This is a genomic window from Streptomyces chattanoogensis (genome assembly GCF_001294335.1).
Taxonomy (GTDB): domain Bacteria; phylum Actinomycetota; class Actinomycetes; order Streptomycetales; family Streptomycetaceae; genus Streptomyces; species Streptomyces chattanoogensis.
This window is the reverse complement of sequence record NZ_LGKG01000002.1, coordinates 38,279-60,793: the sequence shown is the minus strand read 5'-3', so window position 1 is coordinate 60,793 and position 22,515 is coordinate 38,279. Positions and strand designations below refer to the sequence as shown.

18 protein-coding genes and 3 pseudogenes are annotated in these 22,515 nt (G+C 69.6%); 13 read left to right on the top strand and 8 right to left on the bottom strand.

Annotation, left to right across the window (positions count from 1 at the left end; translation table 11 throughout):
- Positions 1-38: 38 nt before the first annotated feature.
- The 3 genes from ADL29_RS03575 (at position 39) to ADL29_RS45915 (ending at position 2,338) form a co-directional block, all read left to right on the top strand.
- Positions 39-980 (top strand): NAD-dependent epimerase/dehydratase family protein, encoded by a 942-nt coding sequence (locus ADL29_RS03575; protein WP_053922303.1) that lies wholly within the window; start codon positions 39-41, stop codon positions 978-980.
- Positions 981-995: 15 nt separating this feature from the next.
- On the top strand, positions 996-1,880 hold the full coding sequence (locus tag ADL29_RS03570; RefSeq protein ID WP_053922302.1) for an aldo/keto reductase: 885 nt from the start codon (positions 996-998) through the stop codon (positions 1,878-1,880).
- A 335-nt stretch (positions 1,881-2,215) separates the two neighbouring features.
- On the top strand, positions 2,216-2,338 hold the full coding sequence (locus ADL29_RS45915; RefSeq protein ID WP_281181746.1) for a hypothetical protein: 123 nt from the start codon (positions 2,216-2,218) through the stop codon (positions 2,336-2,338).
- A gap of 186 nt (positions 2,339-2,524) precedes the next feature.
- Here ADL29_RS45915 and ADL29_RS03565 read toward each other — a convergent pair whose 3' ends face one another.
- The gene (locus ADL29_RS03565) at positions 2,525-3,571 is read right to left on the bottom strand and encodes an Lrp/AsnC family transcriptional regulator (RefSeq protein ID WP_053922301.1); all 1,047 of its coding nucleotides are present in this window, start codon (positions 3,569-3,571) and stop codon (positions 2,525-2,527) included.
- Positions 3,572-3,726: 155 nt separating this feature from the next.
- Here ADL29_RS03565 and ADL29_RS03560 point away from each other — a divergent pair, with 155 nt between their 5' ends.
- Together ADL29_RS03560 and ADL29_RS03555 are read left to right on the top strand one after the other, a co-directional pair.
- The gene (locus tag ADL29_RS03560) at positions 3,727-4,443 is read left to right on the top strand and encodes an SDR family oxidoreductase (RefSeq protein WP_053922300.1); all 717 of its coding nucleotides are present in this window, start codon (positions 3,727-3,729) and stop codon (positions 4,441-4,443) included.
- Positions 4,444-4,573: 130 nt separating this feature from the next.
- Positions 4,574-5,548: an amidohydrolase family protein gene (locus tag ADL29_RS03555; protein ID WP_053922299.1), complete on the top strand. Its 975-nt coding sequence runs from the start codon at positions 4,574-4,576 to the stop codon at positions 5,546-5,548.
- Between the two features lie 138 nt (positions 5,549-5,686).
- Here the strand turns inward: ADL29_RS03555 and ADL29_RS03550 are convergent, their stop codons facing one another.
- A complete protein-coding gene (locus ADL29_RS03550; RefSeq protein WP_053922298.1) occupies positions 5,687-6,502 on the bottom strand; it encodes a class I SAM-dependent methyltransferase in 816 nt (271 codons plus the stop codon).
- A 400-nt stretch (positions 6,503-6,902) separates the two neighbouring features.
- Positions 6,903-7,147, bottom strand: a pseudogene (locus tag ADL29_RS44840) (transposase); the annotation flags it as partial.
- Between the two features lie 1,106 nt (positions 7,148-8,253).
- On the opposite strand from ADL29_RS44840, the gene ADL29_RS03545 reads away from it, so the two are divergent.
- Positions 8,254-9,087: an NAD(P)H-binding protein gene (locus ADL29_RS03545; protein ID WP_053922390.1), complete on the top strand. Its 834-nt coding sequence runs from the start codon at positions 8,254-8,256 to the stop codon at positions 9,085-9,087.
- Positions 9,088-9,151: 64 nt separating this feature from the next.
- Here the strand turns inward: ADL29_RS03545 and ADL29_RS03540 are convergent.
- Both ADL29_RS03540 and ADL29_RS03535 read right to left on the bottom strand, forming a co-directional pair.
- A pseudogene (locus ADL29_RS03540) lies at positions 9,152-9,501 on the bottom strand (ATP-binding protein); the annotation flags it as partial.
- 368 nt (positions 9,502-9,869) lie between these two features.
- On the bottom strand, positions 9,870-10,700 hold the full coding sequence (locus ADL29_RS03535) for a helix-turn-helix domain-containing protein (RefSeq protein WP_053922297.1): 831 nt from the start codon (positions 10,698-10,700) through the stop codon (positions 9,870-9,872).
- A 102-nt stretch (positions 10,701-10,802) separates the two neighbouring features.
- On the opposite strand from ADL29_RS03535, the gene ADL29_RS03530 reads away from it, so the two are divergent.
- The 5 genes and pseudogenes from ADL29_RS03530 to ADL29_RS44400 all read left to right on the top strand — a co-directional run bounded on the left by ADL29_RS03530 (position 10,803) and on the right by ADL29_RS44400 (position 15,100).
- Positions 10,803-11,573 (top strand): SDR family oxidoreductase, encoded by a 771-nt coding sequence (locus ADL29_RS03530; RefSeq protein ID WP_053922296.1) that lies wholly within the window; start codon positions 10,803-10,805, stop codon positions 11,571-11,573.
- Positions 11,574-11,649: 76 nt separating this feature from the next.
- Complete coding sequence (locus ADL29_RS03525) at positions 11,650-12,429, top strand: SDR family NAD(P)-dependent oxidoreductase (RefSeq protein ID WP_053922295.1); 780 nt, start codon at positions 11,650-11,652, stop codon at positions 12,427-12,429.
- A gap of 742 nt (positions 12,430-13,171) precedes the next feature.
- Positions 13,172-14,386: an esterase/lipase family protein gene (locus tag ADL29_RS03520; RefSeq protein ID WP_053922294.1), complete on the top strand. Its 1,215-nt coding sequence runs from the start codon at positions 13,172-13,174 to the stop codon at positions 14,384-14,386.
- A gap of 145 nt (positions 14,387-14,531) precedes the next feature.
- Positions 14,532-14,780, top strand: a pseudogene (locus ADL29_RS44835) (helix-turn-helix domain-containing protein); the annotation flags it as partial.
- 59 nt (positions 14,781-14,839) lie between these two features.
- Entirely contained in the window at positions 14,840-15,100 is a 261-nt protein-coding gene (locus tag ADL29_RS44400) for a VOC family protein (RefSeq protein WP_245689124.1), read from the top strand.
- Positions 15,101-15,131: 31 nt separating this feature from the next.
- Here ADL29_RS44400 and ADL29_RS03510 read toward each other — a convergent pair whose 3' ends face one another.
- Positions 15,132-15,842, bottom strand: a complete 711-nt coding sequence (locus tag ADL29_RS03510; RefSeq protein WP_053922293.1) for an SDR family oxidoreductase — start codon at positions 15,840-15,842, stop codon at positions 15,132-15,134.
- A 416-nt stretch (positions 15,843-16,258) separates the two neighbouring features.
- Here ADL29_RS03510 and ADL29_RS03505 point away from each other — a divergent pair, with 416 nt between their 5' ends.
- Positions 16,259-16,468, top strand: a complete 210-nt coding sequence (locus tag ADL29_RS03505; protein ID WP_245689123.1) for a hypothetical protein — start codon at positions 16,259-16,261, stop codon at positions 16,466-16,468.
- A 314-nt stretch (positions 16,469-16,782) separates the two neighbouring features.
- Here the strand turns inward: ADL29_RS03505 and ADL29_RS03500 are convergent, their stop codons facing one another.
- On the bottom strand, positions 16,783-17,025 hold the full coding sequence (locus ADL29_RS03500) for a hypothetical protein (RefSeq protein ID WP_053922292.1): 243 nt from the start codon (positions 17,023-17,025) through the stop codon (positions 16,783-16,785).
- A 132-nt stretch (positions 17,026-17,157) separates the two neighbouring features.
- Between ADL29_RS03500 and ADL29_RS03495 the strand changes: the two genes are divergently transcribed.
- Positions 17,158-17,664, top strand: a complete 507-nt coding sequence (locus tag ADL29_RS03495; protein ID WP_053922291.1) for a carboxymuconolactone decarboxylase family protein — start codon at positions 17,158-17,160, stop codon at positions 17,662-17,664.
- Positions 17,665-18,116: 452 nt separating this feature from the next.
- Here ADL29_RS03495 and ADL29_RS03490 read toward each other — a convergent pair whose 3' ends face one another.
- The gene (locus tag ADL29_RS03490) at positions 18,117-22,493 is read right to left on the bottom strand and encodes a hypothetical protein (protein ID WP_053922290.1); all 4,377 of its coding nucleotides are present in this window, start codon (positions 22,491-22,493) and stop codon (positions 18,117-18,119) included.
- Positions 22,494-22,515 lie beyond the last annotated feature (22 nt).

The following is a 22,515-nucleotide window of genomic DNA, read 5'->3' as shown; positions in this document are numbered from 1 at the left end:
CACTTCTGCTGGTGACAGTAGGCGTCCAGGCTGGGGGCATGCAAAGAATCTGCGTCATCGGCGGAAGCCGTTACTTTGGAAAGCTCCTGGTCGAGCGCCTGCAGGCGGTCGGCCATCAGGTAACTGTCCTCAACCGCGGCTCCGCCCGGCCGCCCACCGGTGTCGAGCACCTCGTTGTCGATCGCAACGACGAGGCCGCTCTCGTCGCCGCGCTCGGCTCGCGCACCTTCGACGCGGTCGTCGATCAGGTCTGCTACACCCCGGTGCAGGCCGCGATCGCCGCCCGCGCCTTCGCCGGCCGCACCCGGCGCTACGTCATGACCTCCACGATCGAGGTCTACGACCCGGCGACCGCCGCGCTCGCGACCGTGCCGGCGGGCACCCCGGTGCCGGAGGAGACCGTGGACCCGGCCACCTGGCTGGTGTCGACGGATCTGCCCTGGCACGACGAGGCGTACCTCAAGGCGCACTACGCCGAAGGCAAGCGCCAGGCGGAGGCCCTCTTCACCCGGGCTGACGGCTTCGAGTTCGCCTCCGTGCGCAGCGCCCACGTGCTGGGCGGCGGCGCGCAGGAGTTCACCGGCCGGCTCGCGCACTACACCGAGCGCATCACCCAGGGCGACGACATCGCCGTGCACGCCGAGGCGCTGCCGACGGTGTTCATCCACCACGAGGAGCTGGCGGACCTGCTGCTGTGGGCAGCCACCGCCACCGACTTCACCGGTCCGGTCAACGCCTGCTCCGACGGCCTGCTCGACGTGCGCGACCTGGCCGCGATCGTCGCCGCGGGGACCGGCCGCGAGCCCGCCTACCAGACCGTCGCCGAGGGCGGGACCGCCTCGCCATTCTCCTTCGACCGCCACTACGCCATGAGCAACACCCGTGCGAAACAACTGGGTTTCACCTTCTCCCGTACTGCCGACTGGCTGCCCGGCGCCGTCGCCGAAGCCCTCACCGCATCCGCCGCCCCCGCCGCCTGAGGAGCACGAACCGCCATGCAGTACCGCACCATCGCCGACACCACCGTCAGCGCCATCGGCCTGGGCGCCATGCCACTGTCCATCGAGCACCGCCCGGACGAACAGCAAGCCATCGCCACCGTCCACGCCGCCCTCGACGCCGGCGTCACGCTCATCGACACCGCCGACAGCTACCACTGGCACGCCGACGAGGCAGGCCACAACGAGCTCCTGATCGCCCGCGCCCTGGCCCGCTACGGCGGCGACACCTCCGGCGTCCTGGTCGCCACCAAAGGCGGCCGCGGCCGCCCCGGCGACGGCAGCTGGACCGTCACCGGCAGCCCCGAGCACCTCAAGCGCGCCGCCGAGGCCTCCGCGAACCGCCTGGGCGTCGAGGCCATCGGCCTGTACCAGCTGCACAAGCCGGACCCGGCCGTGCCCTGGGCGGAGTCCGTCGGCGCCCTGCGCGACCTGCTCGACGCCGGCACGATCCGCGCCGCCGGGATCTCCAACGTCACCTGTGCCCAGATCCGCGAGGCGCACGCGATCCTGGGGGACGGGTTCGTCTCCGTGCAGAACCAGTACTCGCCGGCGGTCCGCGACAGTGAGCCCGAGCTGCAGCTGAGCACCGAACTGGGCCTGGCCTTCCTGCCCTGGAGCCCGCTCGGCGGCATCTCCCGCAGCTCCCTCGACGGCCCCTCCGGCGCGGCTTCGGCAGGCACCGCCTTCCACCGCATCGCCGCCGAACGGGGCGTCAGCCCGCAACAGATCGCCCTGGCCTGGCTGCTGGCCCGCTCCCCGGTGGTGATCCCGGTACCCGGAGCCAGCCGCCCGGCCTCCGTCCGGGACTCGGCCCAGGCGGTGCAGCTCAAACTGAGCACGGCGGAACTGACGCAGCTCGAGGCGGCCCTGCCGAGCTGAACCGAATGCCGCGGCCTCGTTGCTGAACTCCTCGGGACCTGTCGCAGCCGTCACGATGCCCATGCCGACCGAGAGCCGGCGGCATCGCCTGCCGCTGCCGCCCTGGGGATGACCATGGGGCTGTCGCCCTGTCGCCCTGTCGCCCTGTCGCCCCGTCAGCCTGGTGTGGTCCGCAGGGCCCGGGCCACGGCCAGGGGCGGGCCCGGGCGTCGGGCAGCAGGTGGACTCGCCCCTGCAGCGTGCCGGTGTGCCCGCCAGGAAGTGGAGTCGGTCCGTGCTGTCGGCTGCCGGGCCGGTGGCCTGCCTCACGAGGCCGGCGAACACACACAGGGGCTGTGTCGTTGGTACCGGTCCACACCCCACTGGACCTGGACGAGGCGCTGACCGAGCTGCGCCGTCCCGGGGCCTCGGCCGGCACGGAGTGCGATGCGGCCGCCGCGCTCACCCCGCTGGCGTGACCGTTCCTGGCTGCCGGTGTGATGGTGCCTCAGGTCTTGATGGCGACCCCCTTCTCCCACATCCGCTTCAGCTGGGGTGGAGCCGATACGAACCGTGAACCATGGTGGCGTCAGCAACGTAGGCCGACGTCCCGCAGGGCACGCGGCCGCCGCCATGTTCGGTTCAGGCCGGGTGTGCCGAGGTGTTCACGCTCGAGTACGTCGTGTGTCGACGAGGCGATCGCCAGACAGCAGCGTGCCAGCCTGCTTGACGTGCTGCAGCACAGGTGAGACTTCCATGCTCTGCAGGTCGGCCAGGGACCCGATGCGGCCCGTCGTGAACTCGAACAGTTCGTCGAGGTCGCGGCAGTGCGCGACGGCATGGATGTTGTAGGGCCCGGACACGGCCGCAGCAAAGGCGATCTCGGGTTCCTGCGCAAGCGTGCGTCCGACACTCTTCACTGCCGACGGATGCACTCGCAGCCACAGGTTCGCCCGAGCGTGATAGCCCAGAGCGGCTGCCGCGATCTCGACGTCGATGTGGACGACGCGACGCTCGAGCAAAGCGTGAAGGCGGCGTGATACCCGCCCTGGAGTGGAGTCCGCCGCTGCAGCGAGGTCGACGAGACTGGCGCGACCGTCTGCAGCGAGAGAGCCGAGGATCTTCTCGTCCTCTGCGGTGAGGCGCACAGGATCGCGGGTGACCACTGGGGCTTCAGTGAAAGGCGAACCTTCACTGCCCAGCATGGCCTCCTGCTCCGGAGACAGGGTGCCTTGCAGAGCGGCCCAGTAGTGGCCGCGGCCTCCCATGAACTGACGGAGCATGGCGAAGGCATTGATGTCGAGTACCGCCGCGGTGCGCGGCAGCCGTTGACCGAGCAGGTCTTCGCGCTGCTCACGCGTCCGTGACTGAGTCGCGCAGGTAATTTCGCAGCCAGCTGCGCTCAAGGCGACCCAGTTGACGTCATCGCGCTTGGCGAGTGCGTCGGCGATTGCTGAGACGCTGCCGGGGCGGCAGCGCAGTCGTACCAGCCACCTGCTCTGGCCCAGCGCGCCTGGATTCACGATGCCCGCGACGCGGACGACGCCGTCGGCGCGCAGGCGCCGGTAGCGGCGGTTGACGGAGCCTTCCGTGAGGCCGAGCACGTTCGCTATCGAGGCAAATGAAGCCCGCGGAGCGATCTGCAGAGCGCGAATGATTCGCACATCATCGGGTTGCACAACGCCGGATTCACCCACTGATATGCCTCTCATGAGGGGAATCCTACAAAGGGGGCTCTTCGACTCGCTCCGGAAACAGCGCGGCGAACAGACTTGCAAGGCACTGCTGAAGAGCCACAGCAGCACGCTGACCACGGCATCCCGGTGCACGAAGTGAGTTCGCCGCGAAAGAACGGAGATGACGCCGTATGCCATCGACCGGCACAGATCAGCACACGCCGACCGCACTCATCATCGGGGCCTCGCGTGGCCTCGGCCACGCGATGGCGACCGAATTCCTCGACAGGGGATGGAGCGTCATCGGTACAGTCCGCGACACCGCTTCCCGAACTGCCCTGCATGATCTCGCGGACCGATCTGACGGGCGCGTGAGCGTCGAGCACCTCGACGTCAACGAGCCCGACCACCTGGCGCCCCTGCACGAACGCCTCGCCCACCGCCGGCTCGACCTGCTCTTCGTCAACGCCGGCACCACAAACAATGAGCAGACCCCGATCGGGGCGGTTCCGACAGCGGACTTCGTCCAGGTGATGGTCACCAACGCGCTCAGCCCCATGCGCGTCATCGAAGCACTCGAAGACCTCGTATCCCCCACCGGACTGATCGGCGCGATGTCGTCCGGGCAAGGCAGCATCACGAACAACACGACCGCCGGCCGCGAGGTCTACCGCGGAAGCAAAGCGGCCCTGAACATGTTCATGCGCAGCTTCGCAACCCGGCAGGCCGAGACGCAGCGCGCCTTCGCCCTCCTGGCACCAGGCTGGATTCGCACCGCCCTGGGCGGGCCGGACGCACCGTTCAGCGTCGAGGGAAGCGTCCCGCTGCTGGTGGACGTCCTGCTGTCCAAGCTGGGCACCCCCGGGCTGGCGTATCTGGACCGCTCGGGTCAGACCGTGCCGTGGTAAACGAACCGATCACCAGGCAGGGCGGCCTGACGAGAACGCCCCAGCCGGCGCCCCACGCCGGGTCCGTCCAGGCGTCACCCGATGCCACTTGCAGGAGCCGCACCCGCAAGGCACCGAAAGGATGACGACCATGCCGCTCATCGCCATCGAAGAACACTGGATCATGCCGGACGTGACGTCCGCGCTGCGCGCCATGCCACACACCGACGAAAGCCTCGCCTTCAACGAGATGGGCGACAACCAGCAACGCCTGGAAGACCTGGCGGCCGACCGCATCGCAGCCATGGACGCCCAAGGCATCGACCTGTCCGTCCTCGCCCTCACCCCGCCGGGAACCCATCCGCTGCCGCCCGAGGACGCCCTGAGACTGAGCCGCGCCGCGAACGACGTGGCCGCTGAAGCCGTCTCCCGCAACCCGACCCGCTTTCGATCGCTGTCCACCCTGCCCATGTCTTCGCCGAAGGACGTCGCGGGCGAGCTTGAAAGAGCTGCAGGCACGGGGCACGTAGGCACCATGGTCTATAGCCGGGCAGGAGACCTGTTCCTCGACGACCCCGCCTATGACGACTTCTTCTCGGCCGCGTCAGAACTCGGCCAGCCGGTGTTCATCCACCCCCAGCTGCCGTCGGATGCTGTCCGTGACGCCTCGTATCGAGGCTTCGATCCCATGACGAATCTCGCCCTCGCCACCTTCGGGTGGGGCTGGCACCTGGACGCCGCGACGGCTGCCCTGCGTCTGATCCTGCGAGGCACATTCGACCGCCATCCGGACCTGCAGATCGTGCTCGGCCACTGGGGGGAGATGCTGCTGTTCTGGCTGGACCGAGCCGACAGCCTCTCCCATATCGCAGGATTGCAGCGACCGGTATCGGGCTATATTCGGTCGAATTTTCATATCACCGCATCCGGAATGCTCAACCCGGCACTTCTGCAGCATGCCCTGTCCGTCACCTCCGCTGACCGGCTGATCTTCTCGACCGACTACCCCTTCCAGCGGCCGGCCAAGGAGGAGATCGACTCTTTCCTGAACCACTTCTCCACAGACGCGGAACGTGAACAGTTCTCGTGGGCCAATGCGGCGTCCCTGTTCGGAATTGACCTCTAATCCGCGGCTCGGGGTGAGAACTCCCGCTAGAAGGGCTGCGTCCGCCTCCGCCCCTCGCGCGGCGGGGCGGGCGGCGAAGCTGTTGGCTCCACTCATCAGGCCCCCTTGGGACCGATCATCCAGGGAACCGGGGGCGCTCTACCGGCGGACCGCCGAGATCAGTCCGCCGGGCCGCTCCTCGCGCTGCGGCGGGGTGCTGATCGGGCGGCCGTAGGCGGCAGCACGCTCGCGCAGGGTGTGGCTGTCGGCCTCCCAGCCGTGCCCGGCCAGCCAGCCCACCGGGTCGTCGGGCATCTCCGAGACCCACATGGACGCCGCCGATCCCGGCGCGGCGTCCGCGCCCAAGCGCTCGATCACGCCGCGCGAGCCCAACGTCAGCCCCATCCAACTGCCTGCCGCCGACTGCGCGCTGATCCGGGCCAGCAGTAGCTCCACCGCGTCCTCGGGCAGATAGATCAGCAGTCCTTCGGCGATCCACACGGTCGGCACGGCCGGGTCGTGCCCTGCGGCGGCCAGCGCGCCTGGCCAGTCCTCACGCAGATCCACCGCGACGGTGATCCGCTCGCAGCGTGCGACGGCCCGCTCCTGGCGCAGCACCGAAGCCTTGAAGTCCAGTGGCGCGGCGGTGTCGACCTCGAACAGCCGGGTGCCCTCGGGCCAGTCGATCCGGAAGGCCCGGCTGTCCATGCCGGCGCCGAGCAGCACGACCTGCCGGACCCCGGACGCGGAGGCCTGCTGCAACAGGTCGTCGAGGAACTTCGTCCTGATGACGATGGAGTACGACACGGCCAGGCGGCGGCGTCGCGAGGCCTCGTCATCGGGCAGCGGGGGCGAGGAAGGCCACAGGCCGCCGGCGGTGGCGAAGGCCTGTGCCAGTGGGTCGCGGAACAGCGCGTTCTCCCGCTCGGTCTCCAGCGCCCGCACCCTGGCCACCCCCACCGCCGTGGCCCACACTCCCGACGGCTGCACCCGCTCCTGGTCATCAGTCACCGCGCCAGCGTAGATGACCGATTCCAAGGGGCCTGGTGAGGGGAGCCGGGTTCATGCGCGGCCAGCCAGCCATGCGCGCACTGACCGCCTGCGACCATGGAAACCACCATTATCCGGTGCCGGGCAGTTGACCATCGGCGCTCCAGAGGGCCTCCGCGCAACGCGACTGGACCTTGGCCGACTCCGGGACTGAGCTGTTCGGAGGCCGTGAGGCGCGGCGGGGGCGCATCCCGGTGCTCTGCTGCGCCATCACCTGCCAGTGTGGGCGCCACCGCCACGTAGGGCAGCGCCACCATCGGTCTTGCCCGGGTCACCGCCGACACCCGGGACCGGCTGGTCGGTGGCCGGTCCTGCACCGAAGGGCCGCGAGGATCTTGTCCCATGTGCCGTCGGCCGACCAGCGTCCGTGTCGCTCGTACACAGTCTTCCACCGGCCGAAGGGTGCAGGCGATCTCGCCAGGACATCCCTGCCTGCTGCCGGGAGAGGATCCCGTTGATCACCCTACGATGACCAACCCAACGCCCACGCAAGTCGATCCGGACCGGCCGACCACCGAGCGTGATGTCGGCGAGGTGTCGCACATAGCGGCTGTGGCTCCACTCGCTCAGCGTGCCGCATCCTGTACACCCCGCCGGGACACGGGACCGCGTACAGGCCCGGACCACCACGACAGGACCGGAGGCATCGACCGAGACCACCAGCACATACACCAAGTGCGGTAAAAGACACGACAGTTCAACGGAACACAACTACGGACTGCCCACTGCACGGACCGACCGGCCACCGCACCGAGATGATCTCCGGCTACGAAATTCTTGCCAGAGCCACGTTCGGGTGTGCGCCGACACCGCGCCGATCCGATATGATCATGGTGCAGCTTCGGCCCGCAGGCAGCGGGTGGAAGTCGTGCGTCTGTGGTCCAAGGAAAGACGTCCACCAACCGGTGGGAGATGCAGGTGCAAGGCCTGCCGGGCGCTCCACACAAGGTCCCTTCCTCATGCGAGGAAGGGACCTTCGTCATGGGCAACCGCGCCTGCGTCTTCAGTGGGCGCAGCGAGAGAACGACGTCTTCTCCACCACTACGTGCAGTGGCGCGTCCACGCGACAGAGGTGGGGCTCGGCTCGGCCGTTGTCGTCTGCCTCTGCGTATCTCTTGGGTGTTCAACCACGCTCTCGGGCTGAAGGTCGCACCGGCCACGGCACAACGCGCGTTGTCTCAACTACGCGGCGAGCGCATCGCCCGCCTCGTGGAGGTGGAGCCGTCCCTCTCGTTCACACAGGCCGTCGATCGCCTCCCGGATGCCCGGCCGCGGTGCGCGGGGCCGCCCGGGGCATTGTCGAGTCCGGCGGCACGGAATAAGGAGGGTCGAATGCGCTCGATCCTGAAGGTCTCCTCTGCACTGTCAGCCACGGCCACGCTGGTGCTGGTGGCTGGGTGCGCGGCGGGGCCGCGGAACCAGGGGCCGACCACAAGCCGAAGGCGTCTGGCTTCGTTCATCTCTAGGAACAGCGTTTGTCGACGGGTTCCGGAGGCAGTTGGTGATCAACCAGCTCGTAAATGTTGAGGAGAAATGACGGCACTGTCGTGGCCGCGAACGCGGACGGATGAACGCGCTCAGCGGCAGACGCCCGTCAGGGGTCTCGTTGACCTCAAGTGTGGTTGAGGTTCTAGTGTCTCATCCAGTTGATCATCTGGCGATGGGAGAAGGCGCTCATGATTCTCGTGACGGGAGCCACCGGGAACATAGGAAGTGCTCTGCTGAAGGAGCTGCATGCGTGCGGTGCCGGGCCACTGCGGGGTCTCACTCGTGACGCTGCACGGGCCTCCTTCCCCGAGGGGGTGGAGGCAAGTGAGGGTGACTTCGCTCAAATGGCTTCGCTGAAGCCCGCGCTGGACGGGGTGCGCTCGCTGTTCCTTGTGTCGCGGATGGGCTCAGACGCTGACATTCTCGACGCTGCCCGGCAGGCAGGTGTGGAGCATGTGGTGCTGGTGTCGTCCATCACTGTCCAGACTCATCCGCATCTGGGCCCTGCCGGCGAGAACCTGGCTGTCGAACGGCTGCTCAAGGACAGTGGCATGGCCTGGACGATTATGCGGCCGACGCAGTTCGCCTCGAACGCTCTGTGGTGGGCGGCGTCAATCCGCGAGCACCAAACGGTCCGCGTGCCGTATGCGGACACCGGGCTCCCCACGATCCATCCCGCGGACATTGCGTCGGTGGCGCGGATTTCACTGACCGAGGCCGGTCACCAGGGGCGGACCTATGCCCTGACCGGTCCGGAACGAGTGACGGCCCGACAGCAGGTGGAGGCCATCGCGGCAGCCCTGGGCCGGGAGGTGCCGTTCGCCGAGGTCAGCCGTGCCGAGGCCCACCGTCACATGGCCGCGTTCTTGGGAGACGAGTCCGCGGATGCGGTGCTCGATGTGACGGGCGGGGACGTCAACGAGGAACTGCTGACGGTGCGCGACACGGTTTCACGGATCACCGGCTCTCCGGCCAGGTCATTCAGCCAATGGGTGTCGGAGAACGTCGCCGCCTTCCATTGAGTCGCCCGCCCCCGAGTACGGTCAGGCGAAATGTAGGCTGACCACCGAGAGGTAGCGGCAGAGGTCAGCCGGCCTTCGCCGGTTCCTCACCTCGTGCCCGGGTACTGGCCAGGCGGGGTAGGAGTCGGTGCCGGTCTCGATGATGGTGCCGTTGAAGGTCAGCCGGTCGACGATGGCCGCGCAGAGCCGTGGGTCCGTGAACGTCTTCGTCCAGCCGCCAAAGGACTCGTTGGAGGCGATGGCGACGCTGTTCTTCTCCTCGCGTTCGGTCAGAAACTGGAACAGGAGTTCGGCGCCGTGTCGGTCCAGCTCCATGTAGCCGAGCTCATCAATGCACAAAAGATCAACCCGCCCGTAGCGGGCGATGGTCTTGTTCAGGTGCTTCTCGTCGGCGGCCTCGACCAGCTCGTTCACCTTGTCGGCGATCTTCAGGTCGGAGGTGGTTGTCCATAGCGGACGGGCGCGGAACGATTCCTGGGCATCGATGGCGATCAGTGCTCGGGTCATGGCCCCATCCTGAGCGGCGCGGGCGGGGCGGGGACAGGCCGCATCGGGTCCGGCAGCGGACGGATCCGGTCATCAGTAGGTCGGGCGGCCGAGGGGCCACAGTGGGCGCGAGGAACTGCGCGAGCCAAGGAGGGCGCTGGTCAGAGCCGTCAGCCTGCGGACACAGGACGGAGAGTTGCGCCCTCTGTCTCGCCCTCGGGCCGGTTGTGACGACGATCGACAGGAGCCCTTCCGAGGGAGGAACGGCCCGAGGCCGTGCGCGCTGCGGCGCCGGCTCAGGACTCCCGGAGCGTGCTCGCAGCCAGTGAGCCGAGGAGTGCGAGTGCCTGGCTGCTGGGTGAGGCCGGCTCGGTGTGGTAGATGACCAGTTCCTGGCCCGGGGCGGAACGGACGTCGAAGGTCTGCATGGTCAGTGTCAGTGGTCCGACCTCGCGGTGCTCGAAGTGCTTGCGTTCCAGTGCCTTGCCGCGGGCATCGTGGCGGGCCCACAGTTCGGCGAACTCCGGGCTGCTGTCCAGCAGTTCGGTGAGCACTTGCCGTACCCGCGGGTCGTCCGGGGCCGCGCCGTGGCCGAGCCGGAAGCCGGCCACGGCGTTGCGGGCGACGTCGTGCCAGTCGCGGTAGAAAGCGCGGGCGGCGGTGTCGGTGAACACGACATGCATGAGGTTGCGTGAGTGCGTCCAGCCGTGGAAGAGCGCGTCGGCGATCGCGTTGGACGCGATGACGTCGTAGGCGCGGTTGTAGACGATGGCCGGGTTGTGCGGCCAGGCGTCCATGAGCGCCAGCAGGCTCGGCTCCACCCGGTCCGGCACGGCGGCCGCCCGGGCGCGCGGGCCGAGTCCGGCGAGCCGGAACAGGTGCACGCGGCCGTCCTCGTCCAGGTGCAGGGCGGCGGCCAAGGCATCGAGCACCTGCGCGGAGGGCGTACGCTCCCGGCCCTGTTCCAGGCGTACGTAGTAGTCGGCGCTGACCCCGGCGAGCAGGGCCACCTCCTCGCGCCGCAGCCCCGGCACCCGCCGGTACCCGGTCGCGGGGAGGTTCACCTCGGCCGGGGTGACGGCGGCGCGCCGGGCGGTGAGGTAGGTGCCGAGCTCTGAGCGTGCCATGCCGCCATGCTAGGTCCGGGCCCGCCGCTCTTCCTGGGTGCGCTGCACCCAGGAGGACGCCGCCTCTCCTGCGGACGCTGCGGCCGGGGCAGCCTCGAGGCCATGACCACACAGCACCCCGAACGCGCCGAGCCGGCAGGCCGCAAGGTCGTCCTCGTCACCGGCGCCAGCAGCGGTATCGGCGCGGCCGTCGCCGCACGACTCGTCGCAGAAGGACACCGCGTGGTGGCCGGCGCGCGCCGCACCGACCGCCTGCAGGAACTTGCGCAGAACACGGCCGAGGCGGCCGCCCGCTCCGGCGGCGGCCTGCAGCCGGTACGTCTCGACGTGACGGACCGCGCCGACGTCGCGGCCTTCGTCCAGGGGGCCCGCGAGCGCCACGGCCGCGTCGACGTCCTCATCGGCAACGCCGGCGTCATGCCGCTGTCGCGGCTGGACTCCCTGCTCGCCGACGAGTGGGACCGGATGATCGACGTGAACATCCGCGGCCTGCTGCACGGCATCGCCGCGGCCCTGCCCGTCTTCACCACGCAGGGCTCGGGCCACTTCGTCACGGTCGCCAGCACCGGCGCCCACGAGGTCGTGCCCACCGGCGCCGTCTACTGCGCCACGAAGTACGCGGCCTGGGCGATCACCGAGGGCCTGCGCCGGGAGTCCGCCCCCTTCATCCGGGTCACGACGGTCTCGCCCGGCGTGGTCGACTCCGAACTCGCCGACACCATCACCGAGGCCGGCGCCGCCGAGGCCATGCGCGCCTACCGCGCCCACGCGATCGGACCCGACGCCATCGCCGGCGCCGTCTCCTACGCCCTCGCGCAGCCGTCCGACGTCGACGTCAACGAGATCGTCGTACGCCCCACCCGCCAGCGCTGACACCCCCCGACACCCCCCGACACCGACGGACACCGACGGACCCCCCCGACACCAACGGACACCGACCGGAGAACCCATGACCACATCCCCGCACCGCCCTGCCGCCCCCGCGGTATGGGACCTGACAGGACGGGTGGCTGTCGTGACCGGAGCCGCCCGCGGCATCGGCCGCGCCACCGCCGTGCTCCTGCGCGACCGCGGCGCCCGACTCGTCGTCACCGACCGGTCCGAGGCCGTCGAGGAGCTCGCCGCCGACGACCCCGACAACATCGCCGCGCTCGTCGGCGACGTCGCCGACGAGGACCTCGCCCGGGCCACCGCGGCGCTGGCGACCAGCCGCTTCGGCTCGCTCGACATCCTGGTCAACAACGCCGGCCGCACCCTGAACAAGCCGGTCACCGAGACCACCGTCGAGGACTTCGACGACATCCTGCGCGTCAACGCCTGCGGCAACTTCGTCCAGGCCCGGGAGGCGTTTCGCGCCATGGAGGCCGGTGGCGGCGGCGCGATCGTCTCGATCGCCTCCGTCTCGTCGCTGGTCGCCTTTGCGACACAGACCGCCTACGCCGCGTCGAAGGGCGCCCTGGCCCAGATCACCCGGGTGCTGGCCATCGAGGGCGGCCCCAAGGGCATCCGCTCCAACGCCGTGCTCCCCGGGGTCATCGACACCGACATCATGGAGGGCGTCGTCGACAACGGCCGCGAGATGCTCGCCTCGTTCGGCCCCGCCCACCCGATGGGACGCATCGGGCGCCCCGAGGAGGTCGCACAAGCCGTAGCCTTCCTCGCCTCCGACGCGGCCGCCTTCGTCACCGGCGCGCTCCTGACCGTCGACGGCGGCTGGACCGCTCAGTAGGAGAAGACGGGTCGGGTCCGCCGTGGCTTGAGAGAGTGCACCCACCCCCACTCGGACCCGTATCCCGGAAAGCCCCGAAGGGGCAACAGCACTCAACGGCCGCGTCAGGGCCGGCAAGGGGACTGTCAGCAGGGGGGAGAGACATCCCGGGTCGCCCCTCTGCGCAGCCGGTCTCCGTGGGGGAGTGCATCGCGCGGGCCAGCATCAAGTGATCGTCCCGCAGCGGCTTGAGGGCATCGGCGGTGTCCGTGTCACCCGGGTCCGGATGACGTTCACCGTGAACCGTAGACCTGTGCCGCCCGTTCCTCACCGAAGAGGGCTTCGGCTGGGTTGAGGTCCCGGCCCTGGGGTGGATGGCGGGGCCTGTGGAGCTCAGGGGGTCTCGCGGGTCTTCCACCACGTCAGCGCCGAGCAGTCCCTTGTCTGCGGCGCGCCGGTCGGCACACACGTGGGTCCACGGGAGGGAGTCGACCTCGTGCACGCGTGAATGCCGGAGTACGGCCCGAAGCGCGACGAGTCCGCGACGGGCTTCCTGCCCGCCACCATCTCGGCGAGACCTTGCCGGGCCGGGCGTGTGCGCCGGTCCCGCGCGAGGGCCAGTTTCGCCTCGTGACTTTCATTTATGGCGAAAATGATGTGTGTTCACTCAATATAGCTATCTATGCAGAGTACGCGTATAGAGACTGATTCATCCGTCCATCTGTCCCTTGAGCTGTTGTCAGCAGCATGAGAAGGGACAGTCGTGGCCGACAGCAAGACCGAGAAGGTCAGGAAAGCCGCCGGAGCGTTCGGGCTGGTGACGCCGGTGGGCGGGGCGGCGGCTTCGCAGGCGCCCCCGGCCGACGAGGTGTGGCAGCTGCCGGGCGGCAGCGCCCGGGTGTACTACGGGGAGGGGCATAAGGGTGTGGTCCGGCCTGTCGTCCTGGCCGACGGGTTCAATCTCGGGCCGACCGACTTCGACTGGCTCTGGGGCGAGCTGGAGAACGGCCGCTTCCCGTTCATCAGCGAACTGCGGCGCTACGGGCGCACGCTGGTCCTCGTCGGGTTCGACGAGCGCAGTGAGTCGATCCTCCGCAACGCCGAGACGGTGACCGCCGCGATTCTGCGGACCATTGCGGAGCAACTCGGCGACACCCGGCTCCTCGTCGGCGGGTTCAGCATGGGCGGCATCGTCACCCGCTACGCGCTGGCGAGGATGGAAATGCAGCGCATGGACCACCGGGTCGGCGTCTATGTGTCGTTCGACAGCCCGCACCGGGGGGCGTGGGTACCGATCGGGCTGCAGGCGTTCGCGCACTACACCGCCGATGTCGACGACACCTACCTGCGGCAGATCAGCAGCCCGGCCTCGCAGCAGATGCTCTGGCGGTACCTGGACGGTCTGAAAGGCACTCCGCAGGAGAGCCCGCTGCGGACCGATTTCAAGGAGCAGCTCCAGCGGGTGGGTTGGTGGCCCCGTATCCCGCGTCTGCTCGGGGTGTCCAGCGGACGCGGCGACGGCGTGGGCAATGGTGTGCGGGCGGGGGCGAAGACGCTGAGCTGCGCCGGGCCGCTCTTCGACGGCACGTACTTCCTCGCCCAGTCGCAGGGCGACCAGGCGGAGGTGGCCGTACTGAACGGCGTCCTCGGCGGGCCACACACGATCACCACCGGCGGCTTCCCCGAGCTGGACGGGGCGCCCGGCGGGACGCTGGAATCGTTCGGCATCATCGCCGACGCACTCTCCGATGTCGGTGAGAGCGTCGAACTGGCCCACCGGTCCGTGTGCTTCGTGCCCTCCGTCAGCGCGGTCGCCGTCCGCGACCTCGACCAGCACGAGGACCTGTACGTCAACATCGACGAGTTGCCGCCGGAGGAGTCCGAGCTCGACGACTTCCTCCTGTCCTCGGACAACGACCCGCATGCCCTCATGACGGAGCAGATCGGCCGCTGGGTCCTCGACCGGCTGCCTGACTGAGCACAGCCGGGCTACGGCAAGAACAGGCAACCGGAACAGGCAACAGGAACAGGCAACAGGAACAGGCAGGAACAGGCAGGAACAGCAGGGACCGTGCTCGTTCCGTCCGACTACACCGACGGGGCGGGCACGGGTCCTGCCGGGTATGGCATCAACGGTCAGAGTTCGTCGATTGGGCGAGCAGGAGGGGCGGACGTGCAGCGGATCGTACGGCGGGGCATCACGCCTCCGGTGCCGTTCCGGCGGGCGGTGACGCTGCCGGCCTCGTGCTGGCGGGAACAGCATCCCGGTGATCGCCCGTCTGGTCCAGACGGACGAGGACACCGCGCGGGCGGTGATCCGCCGCTTCGACGAAATCGGGTGTGCCTGTCTGGACCCTAGGTGGGAGGGGGGTGTTTCGTGACTGCCGTGAATCGAAGCCCTTGGTCCGTTTGTGTGCACAGCTGCTCGGTGGTGAGCCGGCCGACCGTGCCTGCGACTGGTCGCATCGCGAACTGCCCAGGTCGCGCGGCTCGCCTGCCGGCCGGTGCTGAGAGCAAGGCTGCGAAGAACTGGCTCCCTCTCGGCATCGCGGTCGATGACATCGAGGCCGCCGTCACCGAAGCGGTGTGCCTGGGCGCAGCCAAGGTCGGTGAGACAATCGCCGACGGCCAGGGCTCCTTCCAACTCGAGCTCGATCCGGAAGGCAACGAGTTCTGCTTCGTCAGGTCCTGACCACGGCGGCGACCTGTCGCGTACCGCGTCGTCAGCGTCCGCCGAGGCTGCTTCCTCCGTCGACGTCGAGGACGTGGCCGGTGATGAACCCTGCGTCGTCGGAGAGCAGGAACGCGACGGCCGCGGCGACGTCGTCGGGAGTACCCAGGCGCCCCATCGGGACCGAGGCGATCGCCTTGCGCTCGGCCTCGCTGCCGACAGGCCGCGCACGGCGGAACAGCTCGGTCGCGGTGGGGCCGGGCGACACCGCGTTGGAGGTGATGCCGTCCGGGGCGAGTTCCAGCGCCCAGGAACGGGTGCAGCCCACGAGCGCACTTTTGGCAGCCGCGTAGGACGTACGGTCCTTGGCGCCGTATGTCGCCCGCGAGGTGATGTTGACGATCCGGCCGAATCGCTCCGCGCGCATGCCCGGCACGAGGGCCTGGACGATCTGGACCGAAGCGCGCAGGTTCAAGTCCATCACCTGCTGCAAGGTCGCCAGGTCGAGATCCTCGATGGGCTGGGGCTGAGCGATGCCCGCGTTGTTGACGACCCGGCAGACCGTGCGCCCGCGGGTAGCCTCGTCAAGCATGCGTGCGGTGTCCTCGGCGTCGGCGAGGTCGCACCGCAGGAACGTGCCCGGGAACTCCTCGTCGGGTGCGCTCCGAGCGACGCCGACAACCCCGTACCCCGCCTTCGCGAGCCGCTGGGAAATCGCTAACCCGATGCCCTTGCTGGCGCCGGTTACCAGTACGTCCTTCACGTTGCTCCTCAAACTTCCGCGGTTCTCCGGCCGTTGCCGCCCCAGTCGTCCTCGTACGCGGCCGCGCACACAATGGTGGCACCTCCGCCCATCAGATCCACAGCGGGTCTTCCGACCGGGCCCTGGTGCAGTGACTGTGCAGGTTCGCCGGGCTGGGGTGCCAGGTGGGGGTGCCAGGTGGGGGCGGCAGTGGAGCACGGATGGATGCAGATCGCCGCGGATATGCAGAGGCGGAGGATCTTGCCTGGCGGCCGGTGAGGCGGAGGGCGGCGTACAGCGGCCGAAGATGGGGGAAGGGTCTGCATGGGTGAGGAAGGAACGGCGTGATGGCGAGGAGTGGGCTGCGTCCGGACAGGGCGGCTCGGGTTGAGGCGTTGGTCGATGAGTGCCGGCCGTTGATGGGGGATGGCGGCGGGATGGTGGCAGTGCAACGCCTGCTGAGTGAGCGCCGGGTCGGGGTACTCGATGCGGTGGTTGTCACGCGCGAGCTGCTGGGAGCGGGGCCCGAGGCGCTTGGTGAGGCGAAGACGATCGTCCTGACGAGTCCGGGCAGGGGGCGCGAGCTGAGGGTGCACGATGAGGTCATGGCCGACCTGGAACAGGGGGGCGGTCTGGACGAGCAATGAGGCGGCTTCGCCGACCGGGCCGACATCCCGTCGGTTGCATCCCGCTCCTTCTTCCTGGACAAGGCCAAGGCCACCAAGTTGAGCACGCATGGGTCGGCGGATCGCCTTCCCCCATGGCTCAGCCGTGCAGCAGTATGGGCTGATGCCCAGGAGGCCTGCTGAGGTCCGACTGCTGCCAGCAGAGCTCCCCTGCAGGGCGAGCGGATCTCGCTATTCATGGATGGTCTGGGGGAGCGAGGCGGTTTGAGCAGGTTGGGCCGCTTGGGCGGTAGCGCTGCGGCCAGTCTTCCTGGAGGGCGCGAACGTGGGCGGATTCACCCTTGGAGGCGTCGTCTGAGCTCGGCGTAGGCGTCGTTGGCCGTCTCACCTGGGTTGTCATCCAGGTACTCCACTGCGTGGCACGCGACTTCGCATGCGACTGCGTTGAGCTCGCCGCCCTCCACTGCGTGTGCCTTGCCGACGAAGCCGGGAAATCCGGGGTCGTCGAGGATGCGCGTGGTGAGGTCTTCGCGGTAGTCCTCGCACAGCGCGGACCGGTACCACTCCGAGACGCTCATGGGCCTCATTCTGCCTGGTTTACGCGTCCGGCGTGGACATGCGTTCCGAACAACTGTCTTTCATCGGTCACATTTCTCTGTCGCGATGTGTCAGGGCAGTGACAGCAACATGAAAGCCCGAAGGAGGCGGCAATGGAAACACGTTCGATCACGGCGGAGGTCCCGATGGTTCCGCGGATGACCGAGGACCCTGCGGAGCTCGTACCCGAGCTGGCAGCGGTGTCGGCGGCGCTGTTCAAGCTCACCGGCAACGGTTCGGTACCGCGCTCCACGATCAGCCTGGTCCAGCTGCGCGCAGGCCAGATCGTCGGCAGCACCTACCTGACCGTTCTGCACACGGGCTTCCTGCGCCAGGCCGGGGAGTCGCAGGAGCGCATCACCTCGGTGGCCTCCTGGCAGGACTCGCCGTACTTCACCGGCGCCGAGCGTGCCGCGCTGGCACTCGTGGAAGCCGTGCTTCAGCCGTCCGCGCACGGTGAGAGGGTCTCCGACGTCCTGTATGCCCAGGCAGCAGAGCACTATGAGGCCAAGGCGCTTGCCACCTTGATGTTCGCGATCGGCCAGGTCAACTTCTTCATCGCCGTGGCGCTCATCGCCAAGCCGGTGCCTGGCCGGTCGTTCAGCGACCCGTGGAAGTGAGACTGCCTGGGTAAGGCTCGAGGTTCGGATCCCGTGCGGGATCCGAACAGGCCAACCCGCAGACGCATTGAGCGCCAACCGGCGCGTCATGCGACTCGTCGGACAGGTCCCAGGTTTCCTTGCGGTCTGTGCCGGAAGGAAACCTGGGACCGGCCTATGTCCCGGGTCCCTGTCGTCGGGCAATTGAGAAGGGCGGGTCCGGTGTGGTGAGGTTGGTGGAGTGGCAGTCGTCGTGGGCGGTGGTCCACTTGATATCTGCAGCGGACCAGAGTCGGAAGGTCGGTGACAAGCCTGCAGTGACGAGTTCACCGCCGTGCAGCGGTGCTGATGCGCGAGTGGGTCGGTTCGCTATGTCAGGCCCTCGCCGTCCCGCTCGTCCAGGTCCTCCTTCCCTCGGAGGAGGGGGAGAGGCTGACGCTGACGGCCTGGAGGTAAACCGAGGGACCACCTCCCTATGCCGGCTCCCCGGCCTTGGCCTGCTGAGGGGTAAAGGGGGTTTGGGATGCGTGGTGGAGGAGGGCGGCGGGGGTGGTGCGGGAGCCGGGCATGGGCCAGTGGGGGTCTTTGCCGGTCAGGGCGGCGAAGAGGCGTTGCCAGGCTTTGTTGTCCGTGCCCAGGAGCTTGTCGGTCAGGGCGGCCAGTTCGTTTGTGGCGTCCTGGACGGCGGCCTGGAGGTCGGTGGGGAGTTCCTGGCGGACGGAGGCTTCGGCGAGGTAGTGGAGCATTCGGTTGGCCAGGGCGCCACCGTGGATGATCTCTTTGCCGCAGAGCAGACCCTGTTCGAGAAGGGCGTCGAGTACAGCGGCCCACTCTTTGCGCTGGAGCGACAGGTTCGGGATGTTCCCGATGGCCGCACGGGCCCAGCTGGGGCCGCGGTCGGTCAGGGTGCGGTCGATGAAGCAGGACCAGTACTCGAAGGCCGCCGGCGCGAGCTCGTCCGGGGCATCCGGCAACCGGGCGATGGTGCCCCATACCTCCGAGCGGAACGGCTCCTGTTCGTGGGCCCGGATCAGGACGTCCCAGTCGCGTGTGTAGGGGAGGTCCAGGACTTCCTTGTGCTCGTGTTCCCCACAGGTGCGGAGCTTGGCGACGAGGCGTTGCGTGCTCAGTTCCTTGTCGAGGCGGGCGGAGAGGACCGCGTCCGGGTCGGGAGCGGACAGCGCCTTCGTGGCGACCTTGGAGGCGCCCGCGCTGAGCAGGCCCCGGTCGATCAGCGAGCGCAGGTGGTCGGGGCCGCCGTGGCGCAGCGCGTTGCGCGCGGCCAGGAGGTGGTCCGGGAGCGGAACGCGCTTGCCCCATGAGGCGAGCGCGTGCTCCACGAGTTCGGGGTCGGCCGCTTCGACCAGCACGCGGTAGTGCTTCGCCGTCCGCTTGTCGAAGTGGACCCGTGCGAGCAGCCGTTCGCGGAGTTCCGGGGCGAGCGGGAGGAGGGCGTCCGGCCCGTCGGCGGTCCGGCCCTGAGGGCGGCGGGAGAGGATGAGCCGGCGGATCTCGACGGTCGGGCTGCTGCTGTGTATGTCCCCGTACAGCGCCGCGTTGATCGTGGGGTCGTCGACCGCCAGGAGCCGCAGGTGCAGGTCCCGGCGGCGGGAGCTTCGCGCCAGGACGAGCAGCGCGGCGCGGTCGTCGTGGGTGAACAGATGGTCCAGGAGGGCGTCGGGCAGGTAGGGGTAGTTGGTCGTACATGCCCGCTCGGTGAGGGTGAGCGTGGCCTGCGTGTCCAGCCGCGGCAGTACGGCTGCGAGAGCGCCGGTGCCCGCGTGGAGCAGAAGTCCGGCGCCTGCCGGGGTGAGCACCGTGGCGACGGCGTCCGCGCTGCCGTGCTCGAGCAGCTCGATGAAAGGCCGCTCGGCCCAGTCGGTGTCCATCGCGGCGAGCGCGCGCAGCCACCGCTCGGGGTCGGTGCCGAGCCGGTCGGCGACCAGCCGGCGCGCGGCACGCACAGCGGCAGCGGCGGGCACGTTACGTATGAACCAGTCCCTCGGCAGCGGAGACATCTCACGTGCGGGCGTCCGGGCGACCATCTCGCTGGGCGCGACGATCCCCTGCCGACAGGCCAGCAGCCCGGACTTCGCGGCCCGGGCGGTCGCCTTCTCGGCGAGGTGCCGGCGTGTGTCGGGTGAGGCGTGCCGGTCGCACGCCTCCACGAGCCAGTCGGGATGGGAGAGTCCGGGGACGTCGTTCGTGTGTGTAGCGGTGAGGACGTCGAGGACTGAGGGGTCGGTGGGCAGCGGCGCGCCCGCGACAAGCGTGCGGAGCAGGTGCGCCGAGGCGAGGGCCGCGGCCGGGTCCAGGATTCCTTTGCGCTCCCGCTGTTCGGCGTAGGTGGGTGCGGGTGCGGGGGTGTCGACCGGAGCCGGGGCGTCGGTGGCCTGGGCGTTCGCGTCGAGGCGTGCCAGCTCTTCGGCGTCGGGCCGGGGGCCTGCCACGTTCGCGGCCGTGGTGATCAGTTCGGCGAGTGAGCCGGCGAAGGCCGTGACCAGGTTGAGCGCGATGACCCACGCTTCCGGGTGGCCGGCCAGGTGCTTGCGTACGAGGTCGACGGCGTGCCGGTGGGCCCGGACGCCGACATGGCCGAGGTAGGTGAGGGACGCCGCGGCCGGCTGAGCGGTGTCGACGAGCTGCTCGGGTCCGAGGAGGCCTTGCTCGACGGTTTCGGCGAACCAGCCGTGCAGGTTGGCGTCGTACGGCGTGGCACGCAGATGATCGATCGGCTCGGAGTCGAGGCCGCTCGCGCGGGCGGTGAGGGCCTGGCGGATCGCCTCGTCGACGTCCTCGTGGCGCAGGAGCTCCTCGATGGGCTCGGGCTCGAAGGTGTGCTCGTGGTGGGCGGCGATCAGGCGCGGAAAGTCGTACACGTAGGGCTCGTGCACGATCTCCCGCATCAGTCGGCGGGTGGCGTTGCGGCCGCGCGGGGTGGCGAAGACCCGGGGCAGCGCGTCGGGATCATCGTAGGGCTCGAGCCCTTCCCGGAACTGGTCCAGGCCGTCGGGGTGCTCCAGCGCGGCGGCCGCCTTGGTGGTGATCGAGGAGGGGTGTGCGACGGGGACCAGAGCGAGGAGCCGGCGCACGGCGTCCGGGCCGCCGCGTTCCCACACCCGGACCACGGAGAAGTGGCGCGCGCTGTCGCTCGCCCACCATTGCCCGGAGCCCCAGGAATGCAGGACCAGTTCGGGGTCGCCGCTCGTGATCAGCGGGCTGCGACGAAACCGGTCCTCGGTGGTGAGGAGTTCGGCGCGCAGCCCGGCGTCGAGGGGGACGAGCTCGGTGCGGCCCGGGGTGCGGGGGACGCCTGAGGCGATTGCGCGGCGCAGGGAGAGGGTGGCCCTCTGGTTGCGGTACACGGCGGCGTTGACCGTCGGTTCGTCGCAGTCGGTCAGCCGGCGCAGATCGCGTATGCCGAGGGTGATGTTGCCGCCGATGGCCGCCCGCACACGGGGGTCGGATGCCGCGAGCGCGGTGTGGAGGGCGTGCGCCGGCAGCGGGCCCTTGCCGAGCAGGGTGTGCAGCAGCTCGTCGGGCAGGTGGGGGAGCATCCCGCGCAGATCGTCGGGTTCGGCGGCGTACAGCAGGAACCGGTACGGCTTGGTCAGGGCGGGAGGCGTGACCGAGGGCGCGGGCTCGGGGACCGTGCCCTCGGCGATGCCGCCCAAAAGGTCGGCGAGGGTGCCTTTGTGCCGGGACAGCGAGGTGCGCAGAGTGGCCCAGCGCCGCGGATCGGCGCCGAGTTGGCGGTGGAGGAGGGTGCGCAGGGGTGCGGTGGGACCGAGTTCGCGCAGAGCCCGGGCCGCTGTGCGTGCGGGGGCGACGGTGTCGAGGACCAGTGCGCTGAGGTCTGAGTGATCGCCGGACGGGCCCAGGCCGGCGGCGATCCGCAGGAGCTCGGGGTGGCCGGGCGTGCGGGCGGCAACGCGCAGCAGGGCCGGACAGGAAGGTGCGGCCTCGGCGACGACCGCGGGGTGGGTGCCATACAGACGGGCGAGCAGCTGCCCGGGACAGCCGGGGTGGGCGGCGAGGATGCGTATCACCGGCTCCGGCAGCGGCGCGGACTGATGAGCCGTCACGATGGCGTCCCAGTCGACGGTACGGCGCCACAACGGTTCGGCTTCGCCCGCGCGGAGTCCATCCACCATGCCCTCGGGTCCCTCGGCCCTGGCCACCGCGGCGCGCAGCCGGACACCGCCGGTCTCGCCCTGGGGGTCGAGCGCGCTGCGTGCGATGTCGGCAACCGCGGGGTGCAGGGGGACCGGGCCGGTCGCAGGGTCGAGCAGCGCGCGCAGCCGGTCGGGATGCGAGAGCAACCCGAGCACGGCACGCAGCTGCTCGGCTGTGGTCAGCGCGCGGCCGCAGGTGCGCAGGGCGTGCTCGACCAGCTCGGGTGCTTCGCTCACCACGGCCGCACCCACGAAGTGGGGCAGGGCCGGCGCTTCCTGGGTGGTCGCGCGGATACGGGTCAGCAGCGAGGCGAGGGCGGCGGGCTCGGGGTGCCGCCCGGGGGAGAGAATGAGACGGCGCATCCAGGGGCGGGCCTCGGCATGCTCGTACACACGCTGATCGACGACCGGGTCGGGGCGTTCGAGCAGCGCGACCAGGTCGTCGACGGTGAGATCCTCGGCCCGGGCCAGGGCTCGCCGTACGCGCGGGTCAGGGTCGCCGGCCGCCTTCGCGCGGGCCTGTGCGCTGAGGGGCACCCAGGTGAGGTAACGGGGCTCCTCTTCGCCCAGCCGACGGCGTATCCGCCCGGCGTCGCCGGGGGCGGCCCCGGCGAGCAGCAGCGCGAGCAGTTGGGCGCCCTTCCGGTCGTAGCGGGTCGCTGAGCCTGATGTCACCGATCGTGTCCCTTTACGTCTG

Coding starts and splice junctions, on each gene's coding strand:
- ADL29_RS03575 (WP_053922303.1), top strand. CDS start 39: ATGCAAAGAATCTGCGTCATCGGCGGAAGCCGTTACTTTGGAAAGCTC.
- ADL29_RS03570 (WP_053922302.1), top strand. CDS start 996: ATGCAGTACCGCACCATCGCCGACACCACCGTCAGCGCCATCGGCCTG.
- ADL29_RS03565 (WP_053922301.1), bottom strand. CDS start 3,571: ATGAGAGGCATATCAGTGGGTGAATCCGGCGTTGTGCAACCCGATGAT.
- ADL29_RS03560 (WP_053922300.1), top strand. CDS start 3,727: ATGCCATCGACCGGCACAGATCAGCACACGCCGACCGCACTCATCATC.
- ADL29_RS03555 (WP_053922299.1), top strand. CDS start 4,574: ATGCCGCTCATCGCCATCGAAGAACACTGGATCATGCCGGACGTGACG.
- ADL29_RS03545 (WP_053922390.1), top strand. CDS start 8,254: ATGATTCTCGTGACGGGAGCCACCGGGAACATAGGAAGTGCTCTGCTG.
- ADL29_RS03535 (WP_053922297.1), bottom strand. CDS start 10,700: ATGGCACGCTCAGAGCTCGGCACCTACCTCACCGCCCGGCGCGCCGCC.
- ADL29_RS03530 (WP_053922296.1), top strand. CDS start 10,803: ATGACCACACAGCACCCCGAACGCGCCGAGCCGGCAGGCCGCAAGGTC.
- ADL29_RS03525 (WP_053922295.1), top strand. CDS start 11,650: ATGACCACATCCCCGCACCGCCCTGCCGCCCCCGCGGTATGGGACCTG.
- ADL29_RS03505 (WP_245689123.1), top strand. CDS start 16,259: ATGGTGGCAGTGCAACGCCTGCTGAGTGAGCGCCGGGTCGGGGTACTC.
- ADL29_RS03500 (WP_053922292.1), bottom strand. CDS start 17,025: ATGAGCGTCTCGGAGTGGTACCGGTCCGCGCTGTGCGAGGACTACCGC.
- ADL29_RS03495 (WP_053922291.1), top strand. CDS start 17,158: ATGGAAACACGTTCGATCACGGCGGAGGTCCCGATGGTTCCGCGGATG.